At 69.4% G+C, this 19,421-nt stretch carries 18 protein-coding genes; 6 read left to right on the top strand and 12 right to left on the bottom strand.

The window, feature by feature from the left end; genetic code table 11:
- Window positions 1-233: 233 nt before the first annotated feature.
- The 6 genes from CJ014_RS17575 to CJ014_RS17550 all read right to left on the bottom strand — a co-directional run bounded on the left by CJ014_RS17575 (window position 234) and on the right by CJ014_RS17550 (window position 7,256).
- Complete coding sequence (locus tag CJ014_RS17575) at window positions 234-1,412, bottom strand: cystathionine gamma-synthase (RefSeq protein WP_100081798.1); 1,179 nt, start codon at window positions 1,410-1,412, stop codon at window positions 234-236.
- Entirely contained in the window at window positions 1,409-2,794 is a 1,386-nt protein-coding gene (locus CJ014_RS17570) for a pyridoxal-phosphate dependent enzyme (protein ID WP_100081797.1), read from the bottom strand. The genes CJ014_RS17575 and CJ014_RS17570 overlap by 4 nt, the downstream gene beginning before the upstream one ends.
- A gap of 29 nt (window positions 2,795-2,823) precedes the next feature.
- Window positions 2,824-3,762: an aldo/keto reductase gene (locus CJ014_RS17565; protein WP_165790883.1), complete on the bottom strand. Its 939-nt coding sequence runs from the start codon at window positions 3,760-3,762 to the stop codon at window positions 2,824-2,826.
- Between the two features lie 182 nt (window positions 3,763-3,944).
- A complete protein-coding gene (locus tag CJ014_RS17560; RefSeq protein ID WP_100081795.1) occupies window positions 3,945-5,000 on the bottom strand; it encodes an amino acid ABC transporter permease in 1,056 nt (351 codons plus the stop codon).
- On the bottom strand, window positions 4,997-6,193 hold the full coding sequence (locus tag CJ014_RS17555; protein ID WP_100081869.1) for an amino acid ABC transporter permease: 1,197 nt from the start codon (window positions 6,191-6,193) through the stop codon (window positions 4,997-4,999). The genes CJ014_RS17560 and CJ014_RS17555 overlap by 4 nt, the downstream gene beginning before the upstream one ends.
- Before the next feature lie 25 nt (window positions 6,194-6,218).
- Window positions 6,219-7,256, bottom strand: coding sequence for an amino acid ABC transporter substrate-binding protein (locus CJ014_RS17550; protein WP_100081794.1), 1,038 nt, complete (start codon window positions 7,254-7,256; stop codon window positions 6,219-6,221).
- 287 nt (window positions 7,257-7,543) lie between these two features.
- On the opposite strand from CJ014_RS17550, the gene CJ014_RS17545 reads away from it, so the two are divergent.
- Complete coding sequence (locus tag CJ014_RS17545; protein WP_100081793.1) at window positions 7,544-7,987, top strand: RrF2 family transcriptional regulator; 444 nt, start codon at window positions 7,544-7,546, stop codon at window positions 7,985-7,987.
- Between the two features lie 694 nt (window positions 7,988-8,681).
- Here CJ014_RS17545 and CJ014_RS17540 read toward each other — a convergent pair.
- Complete coding sequence (locus tag CJ014_RS17540) at window positions 8,682-9,737, bottom strand: isopenicillin N synthase family dioxygenase (protein WP_100081792.1); 1,056 nt, start codon at window positions 9,735-9,737, stop codon at window positions 8,682-8,684.
- A gap of 112 nt (window positions 9,738-9,849) precedes the next feature.
- Window positions 9,850-10,467, bottom strand: a complete 618-nt coding sequence (locus tag CJ014_RS17535) for an RBBP9/YdeN family alpha/beta hydrolase (RefSeq protein ID WP_100081791.1) — start codon at window positions 10,465-10,467, stop codon at window positions 9,850-9,852.
- A gap of 344 nt (window positions 10,468-10,811) precedes the next feature.
- Between CJ014_RS17535 and CJ014_RS17530 the strand changes: the two genes are divergently transcribed.
- From CJ014_RS17530 to CJ014_RS17510, 5 genes are read left to right on the top strand one after another with little or no spacing between them, the layout of a single operon-like run.
- Window positions 10,812-11,990 carry an aminotransferase gene (locus tag CJ014_RS17530; RefSeq protein WP_100081790.1) on the top strand — a complete coding sequence of 393 codons (1,179 nt, stop codon included), beginning with the start codon at window positions 10,812-10,814 and terminating at the stop codon, window positions 11,988-11,990.
- Complete coding sequence (locus CJ014_RS17525) at window positions 11,987-13,420, top strand: FAD-binding oxidoreductase (RefSeq protein ID WP_100081789.1); 1,434 nt, start codon at window positions 11,987-11,989, stop codon at window positions 13,418-13,420. Before CJ014_RS17530 ends, CJ014_RS17525 begins: the two co-directional genes overlap by 4 nt.
- A 16-nt stretch (window positions 13,421-13,436) precedes the next feature.
- Window positions 13,437-14,225, top strand: a complete 789-nt coding sequence (locus CJ014_RS17520) for a MetQ/NlpA family ABC transporter substrate-binding protein (RefSeq protein ID WP_100081788.1) — start codon at window positions 13,437-13,439, stop codon at window positions 14,223-14,225.
- 7 nt (window positions 14,226-14,232) lie between these two features.
- Window positions 14,233-15,330 (top strand): methionine ABC transporter ATP-binding protein, encoded by a 1,098-nt coding sequence (locus tag CJ014_RS17515; protein ID WP_100081787.1) that lies wholly within the window; start codon window positions 14,233-14,235, stop codon window positions 15,328-15,330.
- Complete coding sequence (locus CJ014_RS17510; RefSeq protein ID WP_100081786.1) at window positions 15,311-16,003, top strand: methionine ABC transporter permease; 693 nt, start codon at window positions 15,311-15,313, stop codon at window positions 16,001-16,003. The genes CJ014_RS17515 and CJ014_RS17510 overlap by 20 nt, the downstream gene beginning before the upstream one ends.
- Window positions 16,004-16,012: 9 nt before the next feature.
- Here CJ014_RS17510 and CJ014_RS17505 read toward each other — a convergent pair whose 3' ends face one another.
- The 4 genes from CJ014_RS17505 to CJ014_RS17490 are packed head-to-tail and all read right to left on the bottom strand — an operon-like array spanning window position 16,013 to window position 19,401.
- Window positions 16,013-17,323: an O-acetylhomoserine aminocarboxypropyltransferase/cysteine synthase family protein gene (locus CJ014_RS17505; protein WP_100081785.1), complete on the bottom strand. Its 1,311-nt coding sequence runs from the start codon at window positions 17,321-17,323 to the stop codon at window positions 16,013-16,015.
- Window positions 17,320-17,625, bottom strand: coding sequence for a hypothetical protein (locus CJ014_RS17500; RefSeq protein WP_100081784.1), 306 nt, complete (start codon window positions 17,623-17,625; stop codon window positions 17,320-17,322). Before CJ014_RS17500 ends, CJ014_RS17505 begins: the two co-directional genes overlap by 4 nt.
- Window positions 17,618-18,403 (bottom strand): ABC transporter ATP-binding protein, encoded by a 786-nt coding sequence (locus CJ014_RS17495; RefSeq protein ID WP_100081783.1) that lies wholly within the window; start codon window positions 18,401-18,403, stop codon window positions 17,618-17,620. Before CJ014_RS17495 ends, CJ014_RS17500 begins: the two co-directional genes overlap by 8 nt.
- Window positions 18,403-19,401 (bottom strand): ABC transporter permease, encoded by a 999-nt coding sequence (locus CJ014_RS17490; protein ID WP_100081782.1) that lies wholly within the window; start codon window positions 19,399-19,401, stop codon window positions 18,403-18,405. The genes CJ014_RS17495 and CJ014_RS17490 overlap by 1 nt, the downstream gene beginning before the upstream one ends.
- Window positions 19,402-19,421: the final 20 nt, after the last annotated feature.

Here is a 19,421-nt window from a genome sequence, read left to right as displayed (position 1 = left end):
TCGGCCGATATGGCGCTCCAGCAACGCAAGGAGCCTGATACGCCCTTCGTCACCTTCGCGTCCCGAGGTCCTCGCCTTCGCGAGGATAACAATCTATGGAAGCGATGCGCTCGGCGGCGACGGCGTAATAGGAACGTTCGCGTACCCGGGAACTTGCCCCGGGTACGAGGATGACATTTTATATATTTGATTTCACTATATAATCGGCGTCATCCTCGGGCCGGGTGGCCTCCTCACGCGTCGAGGGCGGCCTTGAGGTCTTCGATCAGGTCGTTGCCGTCCTCGATGCCGGCGGACAGCCGCACCAAACCGTCGGAGATGCCGAGGGCGGCGCGCTGCTCGGGCGGGATCGAGGCGTGCGTCATGATCGCCGGATGTTCGATCAGGCTCTCGACGCCGCCGAGGCTTTCGGCCAGCGTGAACAGCCGGGTGTTTTCCAGAAAGCGCTTGGTGCCCTCGAGGTCGCGGTCGAGCTCGACGCTGACGATGCCGCCGAAGGCCGACATCTGCGACTTGGCCAGCGCGTGCTGCGGATGGCTGTCGAGGCCGGGATAGATCACCCGCCTGACGTCCTTGCGGCCTTCGAGATAGCGGGCGATGGAAAGCGCGTTGGCCGAATGCCGCTCGATCCGGAGCGCCAGCGTCTTGAGGCCGCGCAGGGCGAGAAAGCTGTCGAACGGCCCGGACACGGCGCCGACGGCGTTCTGCAGGAAGGTCAGCCGCTCGCGCAGCTCGGCGTTGTCGCCGACCACCACCGTGCCGCCGATCATGTCGGAATGGCCGTTGAGATACTTGGTCGTCGAGTGGACGACGAGGTCGATGCCGTGCTCGAGCGGCCGCTGGATGGCCGGGCTGGCGAAGGTGTTGTCGGCGACGGTGACGATGTCGCGCTTGCGGCCGATGGCGGCGATCGCCTGGAGATCGGCGATCTTCAGCATCGGGTTGGTCGGCGTCTCCACCCAGATCAGCTTGGTCTCCGGCCGGATGGCCGCCTCGATGGCCGCGGGGTCGCGGAAGTCGGCGAACGACACGTCGAGGCCGGCCGACCGCCGCCGCACCTTGTCGATCAGCCGGAAGGTGCCGCCGTAGAGGTCGTCGGAGGCGACGATATGGTCGCCGTGGTCGAGCGTTTCCAGGATGTTGGCGATGGCGGCGAGGCCCGAGGCGAAGGCGAAGCCGGCGGTGCCGCTTTCGAGGTCGGCGATCGCCCGCTCGAAGGCCTGGCGGGTCGGATTGTGGGTGCGGCCGTATTCCCAACCCTTGTGCACGCCGGGGCTCGACTGGGCGAAGGTGGAGGTGGCGTAGATCGGCACCATGACGGCGCCGGTGGTGGGATCGTGGCTCTGGCCGCCGTGGATGGTGCGGGTCGAGAAGGCGAGCCGGTGATTGATGCGCGGGGGCTGGTAGGTCACGAATGGAGCCTCAGGTGATTGATGAGATCGACGCGGGTGACCACGCCGAGGAAGTCGCTGCCGTCGAGCACCAGGGCGACTTCGCCGCGCTCGAACAGCGGCAGGGCGGCGCTGACCGGGTCGACGGATTGCAGCGTGTGCAGGTCGGTGATCATGTGCTCGCCCACCGTCTCGCCGAAGCGGGCCTGGCCGGCGGCGGCGCCACGCCCCAGCGCCACATAGAGGTCGCCCTCGTCGATGATGCCGACGAGGCGGCCGCCGGCGACGACCGGCAGCTGCGACACGTCGGCCTGCCGCATCCGCTTGTAGGCGGTGGCCAGCGTGTCGTCGGGGGCGACGGTGACCGTCGAGCCGTCCTGCTGGCGGCGGATCACCAGGTCGGACAGGTTGCCGTGCAGCGGCCGGTCGGCCAGCCCCTGCTCGGCCAGCCAGCCGTCGTCGTAGACCTTGGAGAGGTATTTGGCGCCGGTGTCGCAGACCAGCGTGACGACGCGCTTCGGCACCGTCTGCGCCCGGCAGTACTTGAGCGCGGCGGCGAGCAGCGTGCCCGACGACGAGCCGGCGAGGATGCCTTCCTTGGACAGCAGCTCGCGGGCGGCGGCAAAGCTCTCGGCGTCGGTGACGGTGTAGGCCGACGATACCAGCGACAGGTCGCAATTGGGCGGCACGAAGTCCTCGCCGATGCCCTCGACGGCCCAGGAGCCGGCCTCGATCAGCTTGCCGGTGTTGACGAGCGGCGCCAGCACCGAGCCCTCGGGGTCGGCGAGCACCATCTCGGTCTTCGGCGACACCCGCTTGAAATAGCGGCCGATGCCGGAAAGCGTGCCGCCCGAGCCGACGCCGACCACCACGGCATCGACGTCGCCGTCGAGCTGGGCGTGGATCTCCGGCGCCGTGGTCGTCTCGTGGGCGGCCGGATTGGCCGGGTTGGCGAACTGGTTGACGTAGAAGGCGCCGAGTTCGTCGGCCAGCCGCTCGGCCATGTCCTGGTAATAGGCGGGGTGGCCCTTGCCGACATCCGAGCGGGTGAGGCGCACGTCGGTGCCGAGGGCGCGCAGGTGGGCGATCTTCTCGCGCGACATCTTGTCGGGCACGACGAGGATCACCTTGTAGCCCTTGGGCAGGCCGACCTGGGCGAGGCCGAGGCCGGTGTTGCCGGCGGTCGCCTCGATGAGGATGCCGCCCGGCTTCAGCCGGCCGTCGGCCTCGGCGGCCGAGATCATCGACAGGGCGACGCGATCCTTGATCGAGCCGCCGGGGTTGGCGCTTTCCAGCTTGACGAACAGGCGGCAGGGGCCGGTGTCGAAGCGGGTCAGTTCGACCACCGGCGTGGCGCCGATCAGGTCGAGCGCCGAGCGGGCGGGTTTCCTGAGAGCGGACATGGACTTCTCCTGGGAGAACGCGGCCGGTTTCATGCTGCCTTGGCGAACCGGCGGGGATGAAGGGGGCCGCGCCCGGCACCGAGCGTCGGCAGGAGGTTGGCGATGTCGGAGAGGTCGCGCACGGACAGGTCGATCTCCGGCGCCGGGGCGACGGCGGCGACGTGCTCGGGACATCGGGCGCCGACGGCGACGCCGGCCACCCCCGGCCAGGTCAGGCTCCAGGCGGCGGCGACGGCCGGCGGCGTCGCGTGCCGGCGGCCGGCGATCGTCTGGATGAGATGCCGGAGCGGCCCGAGGGCGGGCTCGCCGGCCGGATCGTCCGGCGCCACCAGCCCGCCGCCGCCCAGCGCGCGATAGGCGATGACGGTCGGCGTCGGCGTCCGCCGCCACAAAAGCTCGCTGTCGCCGACGCGGCGGTCGATCAGCGACAGCTCGACGTAGACGGCGTCGCAGGCGCCGATCCGCTCGGCGCGTTCGAGGCGGGCGCTGTCGGGCGCGATCAGGCCGACCGCCCGCACCAGGCCGCCCTGCTTGAGGTCGAGCAGCGTCGACCAGGCATCCTCGAACAGCGCGTCGGAGCCGGCGTCGAGGTTGAGCTTGACGAGGTCGACCGCCTCGACGCCGAGCCGGCCGAGCGACCGTTCGAGCTGCTGGCGCAGGCGGCGCGGCTCCATGGCCGGCTGCGGCGTCGCCCGCCGCGACCGGCCGTCCCAGTCGAAGCCGACCGCGGTGGCGATGAACGGACGGTCGCCGGCGGGCAGCTCGGCCAGGGTGCGGCCGACGAGCCGTTCGGCGCCGCCGAAGCCGAATATGGCGTCGGTGTCGATCCAGTTGATGCCGAGGTCGATGGCATGCCGGAAGGTGGCGTCGGCGAGGTCGTCGCCGGTGCCGCCCATGCCGAAGGCCGCCGTGCCGAGCCCGACCCGCGACAGCGGCGCGCCGCCGACGGTGGTGAGGGCGCTCGGCATGCGGCCTTCTGGCATTGTCCTCGCTCCGGATGGGTTACGGGTGCCGGCCCTCGCCGGTAATCCTGAGAAGGCTAGCCAATATTCCGCCGGACCATCAGGCTTGGGTTTTCCTTTTGGCGGGAAATGCCGGAACGATATGCCGCGACAGGCCGGTTTTGCCGCAAGCGATTTGCCCAAAGTCGTCATGGCGTCCTGAGATGCCGCTCCAGCCACAGGCTGTAGCGGGCGGCCGCGAAGCAGAAGACGAAGTAGACGGCGGCCACGAAGACGTAGGCCTCGGCGTAGAAGCCGATCCACTGCGGATCGGTCGCCGCCGCCCGCGCCGCGTTGAGCAGGTCGAACATGCCGATGATCGCCACCAGCGTCGTATCCTGGAAGATGCCGACGGCCAGGTTGACGATCGGCGCGATCACCTCCTTCAGCGCCTGCGGCAGCACGATAAGGCGCAGCGTCTGCCAGTGGGTGAGGCCGAGCGAGGCCGCCGCCTCCGACTGGCCGCGCGGCACCGCCTGCAGGCCGGCGCGCACGATCTCGGCCAGATAGGCGGCGACGAAGATGGAGAGCGCCACGGCGGCGCGGGCGAACTTGTCGATGGCGGCGCCGGCCGGCAGCATCAGCGGGAACAATAGCGTCGAGGCGTAGAGGATGGCGATGAACGGCACGCCGCGCACCGTCTCGATCAACAGGACCGCGTAGAGCCTGACGCCGCCGAGCTTCGAGCGGCGGGCCAGCGCCAGCAGGATGGCGAGCGGAAAGGCGAGGATGAAGCTGCCGAGCGACAGGAGCAGCGTCACCGGCAGGCCGCCCCATTTGTCGGTCGGCACCGGGGCGAGCGGACCGCCGCCGCCGAGCAGCCAGAGGACGGCGACGAGGCCGGCCACCCAGGCGGCCGCCAGCCAGCGGCTCCAGAGGCGGGGGATGGCGGAGAGGCCGACCAGCCCGATCAGCAGGCCGATCGCCGCGTAGGCGCGCGGCGCCTGGTCCTGCGGGTAGAAGCCGAGGACGACGAACTTCAGCTTCTCGCCGATGAAGGCCCAGCAGGCGCCGGAGGCCGCCTTGCAGCTTTCGGCGGTGCCGATGAACGTGGCGTCGAGCAAGAGCCAGCGAAGCATCGGCGGCAGCGCCAGCGCGGCGAGGAGCAGCACGGCGACCGACAGCGTGAGGTTGCCCCGGCTGCCGACGGTGGCCTTCAGCAGAGGCGACCGGTCGAGGAGGGCGGGCGGACGCAGCGCGCTCATCGCCGCTCTCCCCGGAGGACGCTGCGGCGATTGTAGACGTTCATGACGGCGGAGGTGGCGAGGCTGAGCGTGAGATAGGCGCCCAGCATCAGCGCGATCACCTCCAGCGCCTGTCCGGTGACGTTGGCGGTGGTGTTGAGGATGCTGACGAGGTCCGGGAAGCCGATGGCGACGGCCAGCGACGAGTTCTTGGTGAGGCTCAGATAGCTCGACGTCATCACCGGGATGATGATCCTGAGCGCCTGCGGCAGCACCACGAGGCGCAGCACGGCGAACGGCCTGAGGCCGAGCGCCCGCGCCGCCTCCCACTGTCCGCCGGGCACGGCGAGAATGCCGGCCCGCACCGTCTCGGCGATCGAGGCGGAGGCGTTGACGGCAAGGCCCAGCATCAACGCCGCGAATTCCGGCGTCATCGAGACGCCGCCGCGGATGTTGAAGCCCCCGAGCGTCGGAATGTCGGGTGCGAAGGCGACGCCGAAGCCGGCGGCGATGCCGACCGGCAGCAGGACGGCGGCGGCATAGGCCAGCACGACGACGCGGCGCGGCGCCGGGCCGGCGAGGCGGCGGCGCCGCTTCAGGACCAGCCATGTCGCGACGATGGCGGCGACGATCGCCGCCGCCACCACCGCCCCGTGGCCGCCGGCATCGACCGCCGGCAGGAACAGGCCGCGATTGGTGAGCAGCACGCCGGGCAGCGGCGACAGCGCCTGGCGCGGCACCGGCAGCAGGTGGATCACCGTGTTCCAGGCAAAGAGCTGCAGCAGCAGCGGCGTGTTGCGCAGCACCTCGACATAGGCCTGCACCAGGCGGGAGACCAACGGATTGATCGACAGGCGGGCGATGCCCAAGGCCACGCCGAGCACCGTCGCGACGAGGCAGCCGAGCGCCGAGACGACGATGGTGTTGAGAAGGCCGGCCAGCGCCGCCCGGGCGTAGCTGTCGCCGGCGGCGTAGGCGATGAAGCTCTCGCCGATCTCGTAGTTGGCGGCGTGTTCGAGGAATTCGAAGCCGGGCGTCAGGCCGAGCCGCGCCATGTTGGCGACGAGGTTGCGGCCGAGCCAGACGAACAGCAGCAGCGTGCCGAGGTAGAGGGCGATCTGGGCGAGCGGCCAGCCGCCCAGCCACAGGCGGATGAACGCGGGAATACCGGGCCGCGCGCGGCCCGGTTCCTCATTTCCGGCAGAGGCGTTCATGACGCCGTCGACCATGGCCGGCGGCTCAGCGGAACGGCGGGGAATAGAGCAGGCCGCCCTTGGTCCAGAGCTGGTTGTAGCCGCGCTCGAAGCCGACCGGCGTCTTCGGGCCGATGTTGCGGTCGAAGATCTCGCCGTAGTTGCCCACCGCCTTGATGATGTTGTAGGCGAACTTCGGATCGAGGCCGATGGCTTCGCCGAGCGAGGCGTCGACGCCGAGGAAGCGCTTGATCGACGGATCCTCGCTCTTCAGGAACTCGTCGACGTTGGCCTGGGTGATGCCGAATTCCTCGGCCTGGATGGTGGCGTAGACCGTCCAGTTGACGATCTCCAGCCAGCGGTCGTCGCCGGCGCGGACGGCCGGCACCAGCGGCTCCTTGGACAGGCGCTCGGGCAGCACCACGTAGTCGTCGGGCTTGGCGAGCAGGCCGCGGCGAATGGCGAGGTCGGAGCTGTCCTGCGTCAGCGCGTCGACGCGGCCCGATTCGAGGGCGGCGAGGAACTCCTTGGAATCCTCGATCACCACCGGCGTGTATTTCTTGCCCGTCTTGCGGAAGAAGTCGGCGATGTTGAGCTCGCCGGTGGTGCCCGACTGCACGCCGATGGTGGCGCCGTCGAGGTCGGCGGCCTTCTCGACGCCGAGCGACTTGCTCACCAGGATGCCCTGGCCGTCGTAGAAGATCACCGGGCCGAAGTGGAAGCCGAGCTTGAAGGCGCGGGTGATGGTCTGCGTCACGCCGGACAGCAGGATGTCGAACTCGCCGGCCTGCAACGCCGGCAGGCGCTGCTGCGGCGACGACGAGGTGAACTCGACCTTGTCGGGGTCGTTGAACACGGTCACCGCCAGCGCCCGGCCGAAGTCGACGAAGAAGCCCTGCCACTTGCCGTTGGAATCGGGGGCGAAGAAGCCCGGCGAGGTGCCGACGCCGACCTTGATGAGGCCGCGCTGCTGAATGGCGTCGAGGGTGGGGCCTGCCTTGGCCGCGCCGAGGAAGGCGCCGCTGACGGCGACGGCGACGGCCGCCGCCCGGAGGCCCTGGCCGAGCCCGAAATGAAAGGACATGAGAGCACCTATCGAAAAAGGACGAGCCCGCCGAAAGGCTGAAGACCGGGAGAGGAGAGAAGCCCCCGGTCGGGGCGGGCTCTGACGCCGAATTGAGCAGGTCCGGCCCAAGGTTCCAAAATATAAACTATCAATTTTATAGCATTATGGCGAATTTCGTTCCATTCCGGTCCGGCCGCCCTCGAAAACGCCGATTTTCGCGGCGAGGACAGGTCGAAGCGCGTTCGGTCGATTGACGTTACCGGCGCGCGCGGCTATCTCGGCCTGAAGGTGTCCGGAGACGATCGATGCTGACCAAGAAGGGCAAATACGGGCTTAAGGCGCTGGTCCATCTTGCCCGATCGGAGCCGGGCAAGGCAGTCCAGGTGGCGGAAATCGCCGCGCGCGAGAATATTTCCAAGAAATTCCTCGACGCCATCATGCGCGACCTGAAGAACGCCGGCTTCGTCCGCTCGTGGAAGGGGCCGGGCGGCGGCTTCGCGCTGAGCCGGCCGGCCGCCGATATCGTCATCGGGCCGGTGGTGCGGGCGCTCGACGGACCGCTGGCGCCGATCGCCTGCGCCAGCCGCACCGCCTTCCAGCCCTGCGACGACTGCGGCGACCTGTCGACCTGCTCGGTGCGCATCGTCATGACCGAGGTGCGGGACGCCATCGCCGAGGTGCTCGACCGCACCACGCTGGCCGACATGCTGAACAAGTCCAACACCGCCGCCATGGTGCTCGCCGGCTGATCTTGCCTGGGGACCGGTGCAAGTCCGGCTAGGCTTCGTCTGCCCCGGGGGCACGCGAACGTCCCTGTCACGCCGTCATCGCCGAGCGCATCGTCTCCCATGGTCCCATAGATTGTCATCCTCGCGAAGGCGAGGACCTCGGGACGAGAAGGCGATGAGGGGCGTATCAGGCGCCCCAGCGTTGCCGGAGCGCTATATCTGCGTCGAGCTTTGTCCTGCCCGAGGTCCTCGCCTGCGCGAGGATGACAGCTTTATATATATATATATAAAACAATTACATAGGTTGCCGTCATCGCCGAGCGCATCGTCTCCCATGGTCCCATAGGTTGTCATCCTCGCGCAGGCGAGGACCTCAGGACGAGAAGGTGATGAGGGGCGTATCAGGCGCCCCAGCGTTGCTGGAGCGCTATATCCGCGTCGAGCTTTGTTCTGCCTGAGGTCCTCGCCTGCGCGAGGATGACAGCTTTATATTGGGGAACAAACGGATAGGTCGGCACGCTGGTGCCCGAGGCAAATTCCCGCGCGTGCTGTTTCTCAAGCTGGCCCGGAAGTTTGCCCCGGGCACGCGAACGTTCCTGTCACGCCGTCGTCGCCGCGCGCATCGCTTCCCATAGATTGTCATCCTCGCGAAGGCGAGGACCTCGGGACGAAGGAGGCGCGACAGGGATATGCGGCGCCTCTTCGCAAGGCCCTTTCAGTAGGCCGAGCCGGGGCCGCTCGCCGCCCGCTCCTCGGCCGTCAGCAGGTCGGCGTGATGCCGGCGGGCGACGTCCGGATGCGAGCGCAGCCGGCTTTTCAGCACGTTGCGTCCGACGTCCTGGAAGATCGGATTGAGCGCGTCGACGGTGACGCCGCGCCGCTTGTCCTTGATCTCCTCGGGCAGCTCGATCACCGGCACCACCGAGTCGACGCGGGCGCCGAGGAAGAAGGCGACCGAGAAGCGCTCGCTGCCGGCCGGCGGCGTCACCACGTCGTGCACGTCGGCGCGGACGTAGCCCTGCGTCGCCAGCTCCAGCACCTCGCCGGTGTTGATGACGAAGGTGCCGGGCACCGGCGGCGCCTCGATCCATTCGCCTTCCTCGGTGCGGACGCGCAGGCCGCCCACCTTGTCCTGCAACAGCACCGTGACGAAGCCGCCGTCCTTGTGGGCGCCGACGCCCTGCGAGCTTTCGGCGACGTCGCGGCCGGGATAGCGGATCAGTTTCAGAAGCTGGGTCGGCAGCGGCGTATAGATGTCGGCGAACGCCTCCTCGTCCTGGCCGAGCGCCACCGAGACCGCCTTCAGCACCTCAAGGCCGACGCGCGTCACCTCCGCCTGATAGCGGAGGATGAGCGGCTTGAAGTCGGGCAGCGCCTCCGGCCACTGGTTGGGGCCGGTCAGCCGGTTCCACGGCTTTTCCGGATCCTCGGGCAGCCGTTCGGCCTCGGTGGCGATGTCGATCTGCTCGCGCCAGTCCTTCTCGCCACGCGTCAGTTCCCAGCCGGGCCGGTTGTAGCCGCGGAAATGCGGCGAGTTGATCATCTCCACCTTGAGCTTTTCCTCGACCGGCAGGGCGAAGAAGCGGCGGGCGGCGGCCAGCACGTCGTCGATCAGCGGCTGCGGCACGCCGTGACCGGTCAGGTAGAAGAAGCCGTGGTCGTAAAGGATGCGGCGCAGCTCGTCGATGAAGCGCGTCCGCTCCTCGGCCGGGCCGCGGAAGCGGGAAATGTCGACGAAGGGCAGGGTGACGGAGGCGGGCTGATAGGTCATGGACATGCTCCTCGAAGGTCGGCCGCCGCACCGGCGTCCGGCGGCCATTCGAGCATGTCGACGGGATAGGCGACAGATTTGGTATTCTTTAGATCGCCTCCACCTCGCATTTTCAGTTCGCGGCGGCGGCCGGCGGGAAAATCGCCTTGCGCACCGCGCCGCCGCAGAAACCGCTGCCGAGCGCCAGCGACCGGTGCCGTGCCACGCTCGTCAGGCGGGCGAGCAGCCTCTGGCCTTCCGGCCAGGCGCCGAGGTCGGTGGCGGCGTTGATATGGCCGGCGCGGCCGGCATCGACATATTCGGCTTCCCACATGCGGGCGAGGATGCGGGCGCGGGCGGACGGCATCCAGGGATCGTTGCGGCTGCCGACGACGATGGCCGGGAAGCCGAACGGTCCGGTCGGAATGGGGGCGAAGGAGGCGAGGGCGGGCAGGCCGTCCGCCTGGTTGTCGACGTCGGCCGGCGCCACCAGCAGCGCGCCGGCGATCGGCAGCTCGGGATAGCGGCTGGCCAGGTGGGCGATCAGGATGGCGCCGAGGCTATGCCCGACCAGGATGGGATTGGGATGCCGTTCGATCGCCTTGACGGCCGCGTCGAGCCAGTCGCCGAGGTCCGGACGGTTCCAGTCGCGCTGGCGCACCAGCACGGTCCTGTCCATCAGGTCGAGCCAATGCGCCTGCCAGTGTTCGGGCCCCGAGCCTTGCCAGCCCGGAAGAATGAGCGTCGCCATCGCGTGTCTCCCTTTGCCAGAACGGCGGCCGGGAGCCCGAGGGGGCGCCTCTGCCGCATAGGGGAAAGGTTAGGCGCTGCGTCGGCGCTTGTAGTGGTCTGATTTTTCCTTTTCGACCGCCAAGGCGGATGGCTGTTGCCGGGACGGATCGGTGAAGAGACGAAGTGACTCGCCCGTCCGGCCGGCCGGGCGAATGATTGCGTCGACCGGCCGGCGCCGCGGGAGAACAAAGTTTCCGGCGCTCGCCGACATTTCGAATAATATACTTAGTCTATTATAGCGGTATTCTTATCATCGCGTCCCAATAGCCGGCGACACGCGCCGCGCGATAAGGGAACGACGCCATGGTCAGCTCGGTTTTCGGCGCCATCGGGACTTCCATCTTCGAGGCCATGTCGCGTCTCGCGGTCGAGACCGACGCCATCAATCTCGGACAGGGCTTTCCCGAGGGGCTGGAACCCCAAGAGGTCGTCGAGGCGGCCATCGAGGCGTTGCGCGCCGGGCCGCACCAATATCCGCCGATGCTCGGCCTGCCGGCGCTGCGCCAGGCGGTGGCCGCCAACACCCGCCGCTTCCTCGACATCGAGGTCGACTGGGAGCAGGAGGTGCTCGTCACCTCCGGGGCGACGGAAGCGCTGAGCGACGCCTTCTTCGGCCTCATCGAGCCCGGCGACGAGGTGATCCTGTTCGAGCCGGTCTACGACAGCTACGCCACCATCATCCGCCGCGCCGGCGGCGTGCCGGTGCCGGTGCGCCTCGATCCGCCCCGCTGGGAGCTGCCGGCCGACCGGATAGAGAAGGCGGTCACCCGGCGCACCCGGGCGATCGTCCTCAACACGCCGTGGAACCCGACCGGCCGCATCGTCGGCGACGAGGAACTGCGCTTCCTCGCCGACCTCCTCCTGAAGCACGACCTCGTCGCCATCTCCGACGAAGTCTACGAGCATCTGGTCTTCGACGGCCGCCGCCACCGGACGCTGTTCGCCCTGCCGGAGGTGCGGAACCGGGTGGTGCGCATCGGCTCGGCCGGCAAGACCTTCTCGGTCACCGGCTGGAAGGTCGGCTACGTCACCGCCGACCGGCGGCTGCTGGCGCCGATCGCCCGGGCGCACCAGTTCATCACCTTCACCACGCCGCCGGCCTTGCAGGCGGCGGTCGCCTTCGGGCTCAACCAGCCGGACCGCTATTTCGACGGCCTGCGTGCTACGCTGGCCGAGCGGCGCGACCTTCTGGTCGGCGGCCTCCGGGCGGCCGGCTTCAAGGTGGCCGGCGTCGAGGCCACCTATTTCGCGCTCGTCGAACTCGGCGACCTCGATCCCAACGGCGACGACTTCGCCTTCTGCCAGCGCATCACCCGCGAGGCCGGCGTCGCCGCCGTGCCGATCTCCTCCTTCTACGGCAATCGCGACGTCCGCAGCCATGTCCGCTTCTGCTTCGCCAAGCGCCGCGAGACGCTCGAAGAGGCGGTGCGCCGCCTCGCCGCCTGGCGTGCCGGCGCCGGTTTCCGGGCGGCCGCCGAATGAACAGCCCCTTTCGCCTGAAGCCGGATGTCGCGGCCGCCGTCGCCGAGCTCAAGGCGCGGTTCGGCGCCCGGGCGCGCGATGCCGAGGCGGTGCGCCGCCATCACGGCGCCGACGAGAGCCATCATGCCGTCGGCCTGCCCGACGTGGTCGTCGAGCCCGAGACCACCGAGGAGGTGGCGGAGATCGTCCGCATCGCCGGCCGCCACAGGGTGCCGCTGGTGCCGTTCGGCGCCGGCTCGGGCCTCGAAGGCGCGGCGATCCCGGTGCATGGCGGCATCAGCCTCGACACCATCCGCCTCAACCGCATCCTGGAGATCCGCGAGGCCGACATGATCGCCCGCGTCGAGGCGGGCGTCCGCCGGCAGACGCTCAACGCCTTCCTGCGCGACACCGGCCTGTTCTTTCCGGTCGATCCCGGCGCCGACGCGTCGATCGGCGGCATGGTCGGCACCGGCGCCTCCGGCACCAACGCCGTCCGCTTCGGCGTCATGCGCGAGAACGTGCTCGGCCTGACGGTAGTGCTGGCCGACGGCCGCGTCGTCCGCACCGGCTCGCTGGCCCGCAAGTCGTCGGCCGGCTACGACCTGACGCGCCTCGTCGTCGGCTCCGAGGGCACGCTCGGCATCGTCACCGAAGTGACGCTGCGCCTGCATCCGCTGCCGGATTCGGTGTCGGCCGTCGCCGGCTTCGCCACCCTGGAAGGCGCCGTCCGGGCGGTGGTCGACATCAGGCGGATGGGGCTGGAGATCGGCCGCGTCGAGCTTCTCGACGCCCGCCTGATCGGCGTCATCGGCCGCCATTCTACCGTTCGCCTGCCGGAAAAGCCGACGCTCTATTTCGAATTCCACGGCAGCCGGCCGCAGATCGACGCCGTCGCCGGCACGGTGGCGGAGATCGTCGCCGAGCACGGCGGCGACGCCATCGCCTGGATGAGGACGGCCGACGAGGCGCGGGCGCTCTGGGAAACGCGGCGGCTCGGCCTCGGCTGGGCCGGCAGCGAGCGGCCGGGCTCCCGCTCCTGGCCGTCCGACGTCTGCGTGCCGGTGTCGCGCCTCGCCGAGGTGATCGTCGAGACCGAGGCCGACGTCGCCGCCTCCCATGTGCCGGCCTATATCGTCGGCCACGTCGGCGACGGCAATTTCCATTGCGTCTTCAAATTGAAAGCCGACGACCCGGCCGAGGTGGCCGAGGTCGCCCGCCTCAACGCCCGCATCGTCGGGCGGGCGATCGCCGCCGGCGGCACGTCGACCGGCGAGCACGGCGTCGGCCTCGGCAAGCGCGCCTATCTCGAGGCCGAGCACGGCCGCGACGCCGTGGCGGTGATGGCGCTTTTGAAGAAGGCGCTCGATCCCGACAACATCCTCAACCCCGGCAAGGTGCTGCCGGACGACATCGCGGCGGCCGCCGGCCTGCCGCTGCCCTTCGCTTGACCTTCCGGAGACAACGATGCCCGTCAGGAATTTACTTGCCGCTTCCGCCTTCGGCCTGCTGCTGGCCCTTGCCGGCGGCGCCGCCGCCGAAACCATCAAGCTCGGCGTCACCGCCGGCCCGCACGCTGAGATCGCCGAGGCGCTGAAGCCGGTGGCCGCCGCCAGGGGGCTCGACGTCGAGATCGTCGAGTTTTCCGACGGCGCGCTGATCGATCCGGCCACCGAGGACGGCGACCTCGACGCCAACGCCTTCCAGCACACGCCCTATCTCGAGCAGCAGAATGCCGACCGCGGCCTTCATCTCGTCTCGGTGGCCAAGACGGTGCTGCTGCCGATGGCCGCCTATTCGCGTAAGGTCAAGTCGATCGCCGACCTGCCGGACGGCGCCGAGATCACTATCCCCAACGACCCCTCCAACGGCGGCCGCGCCCTGAAGCTGCTCGACCAGGGCGGCATCATCAAGCTGACGCCGGGCGTCACCTCCAAGGCGACCGAGCTCGACATCGTCGACAACCCCAGGCACGTCAGGATCCTGTCGCTGGAGACGGCGCAACTGCCGCGCTCGCTGGAGGACGTCGACTTCTCGGTGATCACCTCGCATTTCGCCATCAGCGCCGGCCTGTTGCCCAGCCGCGACGCGCTGCTGATCGAGAGCCAGCAGTCGGAGTATTTCTGCCTGATCGCCGTCAAGCCGGAGAACGCCGACAAGCCCTGGGTGAAGACGCTGGTCGAGGCCTATCGCTCGCCCGAGGTGAAGGCCTTCATCGACAAGGAGTTCCAGGGCAACATCATCGTCAGTTGGTGAGGGTCGGATGAACGCCTTGCCCCAGTCGGCCGATTTCGCACCGCCCGAGGCCGCGGCGAAAGCCCCGGCGATCCGCCTCGAACGGCTCGGCAAGACCTTCGACCCGGCCGTCGGGCCGGTTCTCGACGACATCTCGCTGACCGTCGGGCAGGGCGACATCTACGGCATCATCGGCCGCTCCGGCGCCGGCAAGTCGACGCTGGTGCGCTGCATCAACCGCCTGGAGCGGCCGACCACCGGCCGGGTGCTGGTGGCGGACCGCGACATCACCGCGCTCGCCGGCGCCGAGCTCCGGTCGGCGCGGCGCGACATCGGCATGATCTTCCAGCATTTCAACCTGCTGTCGTCGCGCACGGTGGCCGGCAACGTAGCGCTGCCGCTCGAGGTGGCCGGCCTGTCGCGCGCCGAGATCGCCGGGCGCATCCCGCCGCTCCTCGACCTGGTCGGCCTCGCCGACAAGGCGGCGAGCTATCCGTCCGAGCTGTCCGGCGGCCAGAAGCAGCGCGTCGGCATCGCCCGGGCGCTGGCCACCAACCCGTCGGTGCTGCTCTGCGACGAGGCGACCTCGGCGCTCGATCCCGAGACCACCGAGCAGATCCTGTCGCTGCTGAGGGACATCAACCGCCGGCTCGGCCTCACCATCGTGCTGATCACCCACGAGATGCAGGTGGTGCGCGACATCGCCAGCCACGTGGCGGTGCTCGAACGCGGCCGGCTGATCGAGGAGGGCGTCACCTTCGACGTCCTGGCCTTCCCGAAGTCGGCGGTGGCGCGCTCGTTCCTCTCGGGCCTCGTCGCCCACGAGCTGCCGCCGCCGGTCGAGCGCCGGCTGCGCGCCGCGCCCGGGCCGGACACCGATCCGGTGCTGCGCATCGTCTTCTCCGGCGACTACGCCCACCAGCCGGTGATCGCCGATCTCATCCACCGCTTCCCGGTGGAGCCGAACATCCTGTTCGGCCGCATCGATTATGTCGGCGACCGGCCGCTCGGCGTGCTGACGCTGGCGCTCGGCAACGGCGAGGCGCACCTTTCGGCCATCGTCGGCCATCTCGCCGCGCTCGGTCTTCACGCGGAGGTCATCGGCCATGTTTCTCGGCTTCCTTAGTCCGGCGCTGGCCAGCCTTCTTCTCGATTCGCTGACCCAGACGGCGGTGATGGTGTCGGTGTCGGCGGTGCTGGCCCTGGTGCTGGGGCTGCCGCTCGGCGTGCTGCTGGTGGTGACGACGCCCGGCCACATCTTCGCCCGGCCGCTGCTCAACCGGGTGGTCGGCACCTTCGTCAACCTGATCCGCTCGACGCCCTTCATCATCATGATGGTGGCGATCATTCCGCTGACCCGGCTGCTGGTCGGCACCTCGGTCGGCACCTCGGCGGCCATCGTGCCGCTGACCGTGGCTATCACGCCGCTGTTCGCCCGCCTCGCCGAGACGGCGATGCGCGAGGTCGACCGGGGACTGATCGAGGCGGCCGAGGCGATCGGCGCCACGCCGTTCCAGATCATCGTCAAGGTGATCATCCCCGAAGCGCTGCCGGGCATCGTCGCCGGCGTGACGGTGACGCTGGTCAGCCTGGTCGGCTACTCGACCATGGCCGGCACGGTGGGCGGCGGCGGCCTCGGCGACCTCGGCATCCGCTACGGCTACCAGCGCTTCATGCCGGAGGTGATGCTGGTGGTCGTCGCCATCCTGGTGGTGCTGGTGCAGGTGATCCAGCTCGCCGGCGACCGCGCCGCCTTCGCCGTCAACCATCGCCTGGCGCGGCGGCGCAACAGTCGCTGAGGCCGGCTCCTACAGCCCCGACAGCGCCTGGTCGATGTCGGCGATGATGTCGGCGGGGTTCTCGATGCCGATGGAGAGCCGGACGAAGGCCGGCGTCACCCCGGCGGCCAGCTTCTCCTCCGGCGACAACTGGCCGTGCGTCGTCGAATAGGGGTGGATGGCCAGCGTGCGGGCGTCGCCGATGTTGGCGAGGTGGTAGATCAGCTTCAGCCGGTCGATGAAGGCGAGCGCCGCCTCTTCGCCGCCCTTCGGCTCGAAGCCGATCAAGGCGCCGTAGCCGCCCTTGAGATAGGCGTCGGCGCGCCGACGCTGCTCGCCGGCCTGAAGGCCCGGATAGACGGTGCGCTCGACCTTCGGATGCCGGGCGAGGAACTCGGCCACCTTGGCGGCATTGCTGAAATGCCGTTCGAGGCGCAGCGGCAGCGTTTCCAGGCCCTGGATGAGCTGGAAGGCATTCTGCGGCGACAGCGACGGCCCGAGGTCGCGGACGATGGCGGCGCGGGCGCGGACGATGAAGGCGATCGGCCCGCCGAGGGCGGCGGCGAGATCGATGTAGGAGCGATTGTCGTAGGCCGGGTCGGGGCTGTTGATCAGCGGCTGCCGCTCCGGGAAATCGGCCCAGGGGAAGCCGCCGTCGACGATGGCGCCGCCGATCGTGGTGCCGTGGCCGCCGATATACTTGGTCGCCGAGTAGACGACGATGGCGGCGCCGTGGTCGAGCGGCCGGGCGGCCAGCGGCGCGGCGGTGTTGTCGATGATCAACGGTATGCCGAGCGGCCGGCCGATGTCGGCCACCTCGCGGATCGGGAACACCGTGAGCCTCGGATTGGGCAGCGTCTCGCCGAAATAGAGGCGGGTGCGGTCGTCGGTCGCCCGGCGGAAATCCTCGGGGGCGTCGCCGTCGACGAAGCGCGCCTCGATGCCGAACTGCTTCAGCCGCTCGCGGAAGAAATTGACGGTGCCGCCATAAAGGCCGCGCGAGGCGACGATGTTGTCGCCGGCCTGCACCAGCGACAGCACGGCGACGGCGGTGGCCGCCTGTCCCGAGGCGACGCCGAGCGCCGCGACGCCGCCGTCGAGCTCGGCAAGGCGCTGCTCGAAGGCGTCGACCGTCGGGTTGCCGACGCGCGAATAGGTGTAGGCGATCTCCTCGAAGGCGGAGATGCGCTTGGCCTTCTCGGTGCTCTCGAAGGCGAAGGACGTCGTCTGGTAGATCGGCACGGCGACGGCCGAGGTGGCCGGATCGACGCGGAAGCTGCCGCCGTGCAGCACCAGCGTATCGATTGCCAGCGGCGGTTTGATCGGGGTCGGCGCGTTCATGGCAAGCTCTCCGGAGGAAGGGACCGCCGGCCGAGCAGGACGAGGCCGGCGGCGAGCAGGGCGGCGGACAGCCAAAAGGCGGCCGGCGCATAATGGGTGATGCCGAGAACATGGCTTTGGGCGCAGAGCGCCTCGGCCAGCGAGCAGATGTCGGTCTTGCGGGTGAGGCAGGAGAGGGCGTTGGCGAGCGGCAGGCTGCCGCTATCGACCTGCCGGCCGTAGACGACCCACCACCAGAGGCCGGTGACGAGGCCGGCGGCGGCGCCGGCGCCGATCAGCGTGATGGGAAGGCGGCTAGACACTTTGCACCCCCAGTTCATGCAGGATGTCGCGGCGCAGCCGCACGAAGTCGGGATCGTCGCGGTGGCGCGGATAGTCGGCGGTGATCCTGAATTCGGCGAGGACGCGGGCCGGCCGGTCGGACAGCACGACGATGCGGCCGGCGAGCAGCAGCGCCTCCTCGACGTCGTGGGTGACGAGCAGCGCCGTGAAGCCCGCCGTCTGCCACAGCCTCAGGAACTCTGTCTGCAAGGACAGGCGGGTGAGGGAATCGAGCTTGCCGAACGGCTCGTCGAGCAGCAGCAGGCCGGGGTCGTTGACGAGCGCCCGGGCCAGCGCCACGCGCTGCGCCATGCCGCCCGACAACTGGCGCGGATAGGCGTCGGCGAAATCCTCGAGGCGGACCAGCGACAGCGCCTCGTCGATGCGGTGCGCCCTCTGCGGCAGCAGGCCGCGCGCCTCGAGGCCGGTGGCGACGTTCCTGCGGACGGTGCGCCAGGGAAACAGCGTCGGGTCCTGGAAGACCAGGAGGCGCGACGGATCGGGCGCCTCGATCTGGTTGCCGTCTTCGAGGAGCGTCCCCTGCCGGGGATGCTCGAGGCCGGCGGCGAGACGCAAGAGCGTCGACTTGCCGCAGCCCGACGGACCGAGCAGGGCGACGAACTCGCCCGGCGTGAGCGACAGGCTGATGTCGTCGAGCACGTCGAACCGCGTGCCGGCGATGTCGTAGTGGTGGGAGACGGAGCGGATGTCCAGCGACAGGGCGCGGGCCGGGCCGTCGGTTTGGGCGAGCGCCGACATCAGATCAGCCCCCTTTCCTGCCAGACGAGCAGCCGGTCGCGCGCCACGAACAGCAGCTTGACGAGGCCGGAGCACAGGATCGCCATGATGACGATGGTGGCGTAGACGTTGGCGTAGGCCGAATAGGCGCTCTGGAAGGCGATGTACCAGCCGAGGCCGTATTTGGCGCCCAGCATCTCGGCCACCACCAGCACGGCGAACGAATAGTAGAGGCCCATGAACAGGCCGACGAACACGTGGTTGAGGGCGGCCGGTACGGCGACCTTCAGCACCAGGAAACGGTCGTTGGCGCCGAGCGTCCGCGCCACGTCGTAGTAGGCGCGGTTGACCTGCGACACGCCGGCGGCGGTGAGAATGGCCACCGGGATGCCGCAGGACAGCGCCACCAGAAAGACCGAGGCGTGGAAGGTGGTGGGGAAGAAGTAGAAGGTGGCCGGGATCCAGGCGGTGGCGGGCACCGGACCGATCAGCTTCAGGATCGGCATGCCCCAGTAGTTGAAGCGGGCCGACCAGCCGAGCGCCACGCCGATCGTAAAGCCGACGGTGATGCCCGAGAAGAAGCCGAGGCCCCAGAGGCGCAGCGAATAGCCGATGCAGAGCAGGAGGCGCGACCAGTCGGTGACGTAGACCTGCAGCAGGCCGTGCGGCGGCGAGAAGAACGGCTTCGGCAGCCAGCCGGTCTTGGCGGTGGTGTATTCCCAGACCAGGAACCACACGCCGACGGCGATCAGCCACGGCCCCCAGAAGGCGATGCGGCGGCCGAAGGCGCCGAGGCGGTGAAGGGTCAGCGCCAGCGCCAGCAGCAGCACGCCGCCCGTCGCCGTGATCGCCGCGAACAGCCCGGCGCTGCCCCAGGGAAGCACGTCCGGCAGGCCCCAGGTGACGGCGGCCGTCAGCAGCCAGAAGACGGCCGCCACCAGGCCCTGGTGCCAGATGGAAAAGGACGGCACCGACGTCGAGACGACGCCGTCACCAGCGGTTTGAGCCAGATCGCTCACGACAATACTCCCGGCAAAAA

Source organism: Pleomorphomonas carboxyditropha, assembly GCF_002770725.1.
Lineage (GTDB): Bacteria > Pseudomonadota > Alphaproteobacteria > Rhizobiales > Pleomorphomonadaceae > Pleomorphomonas > Pleomorphomonas carboxyditropha.
Note: the sequence above shows the minus strand (reverse complement) of the source record. Positions and strands in the feature narration are given on the sequence as shown.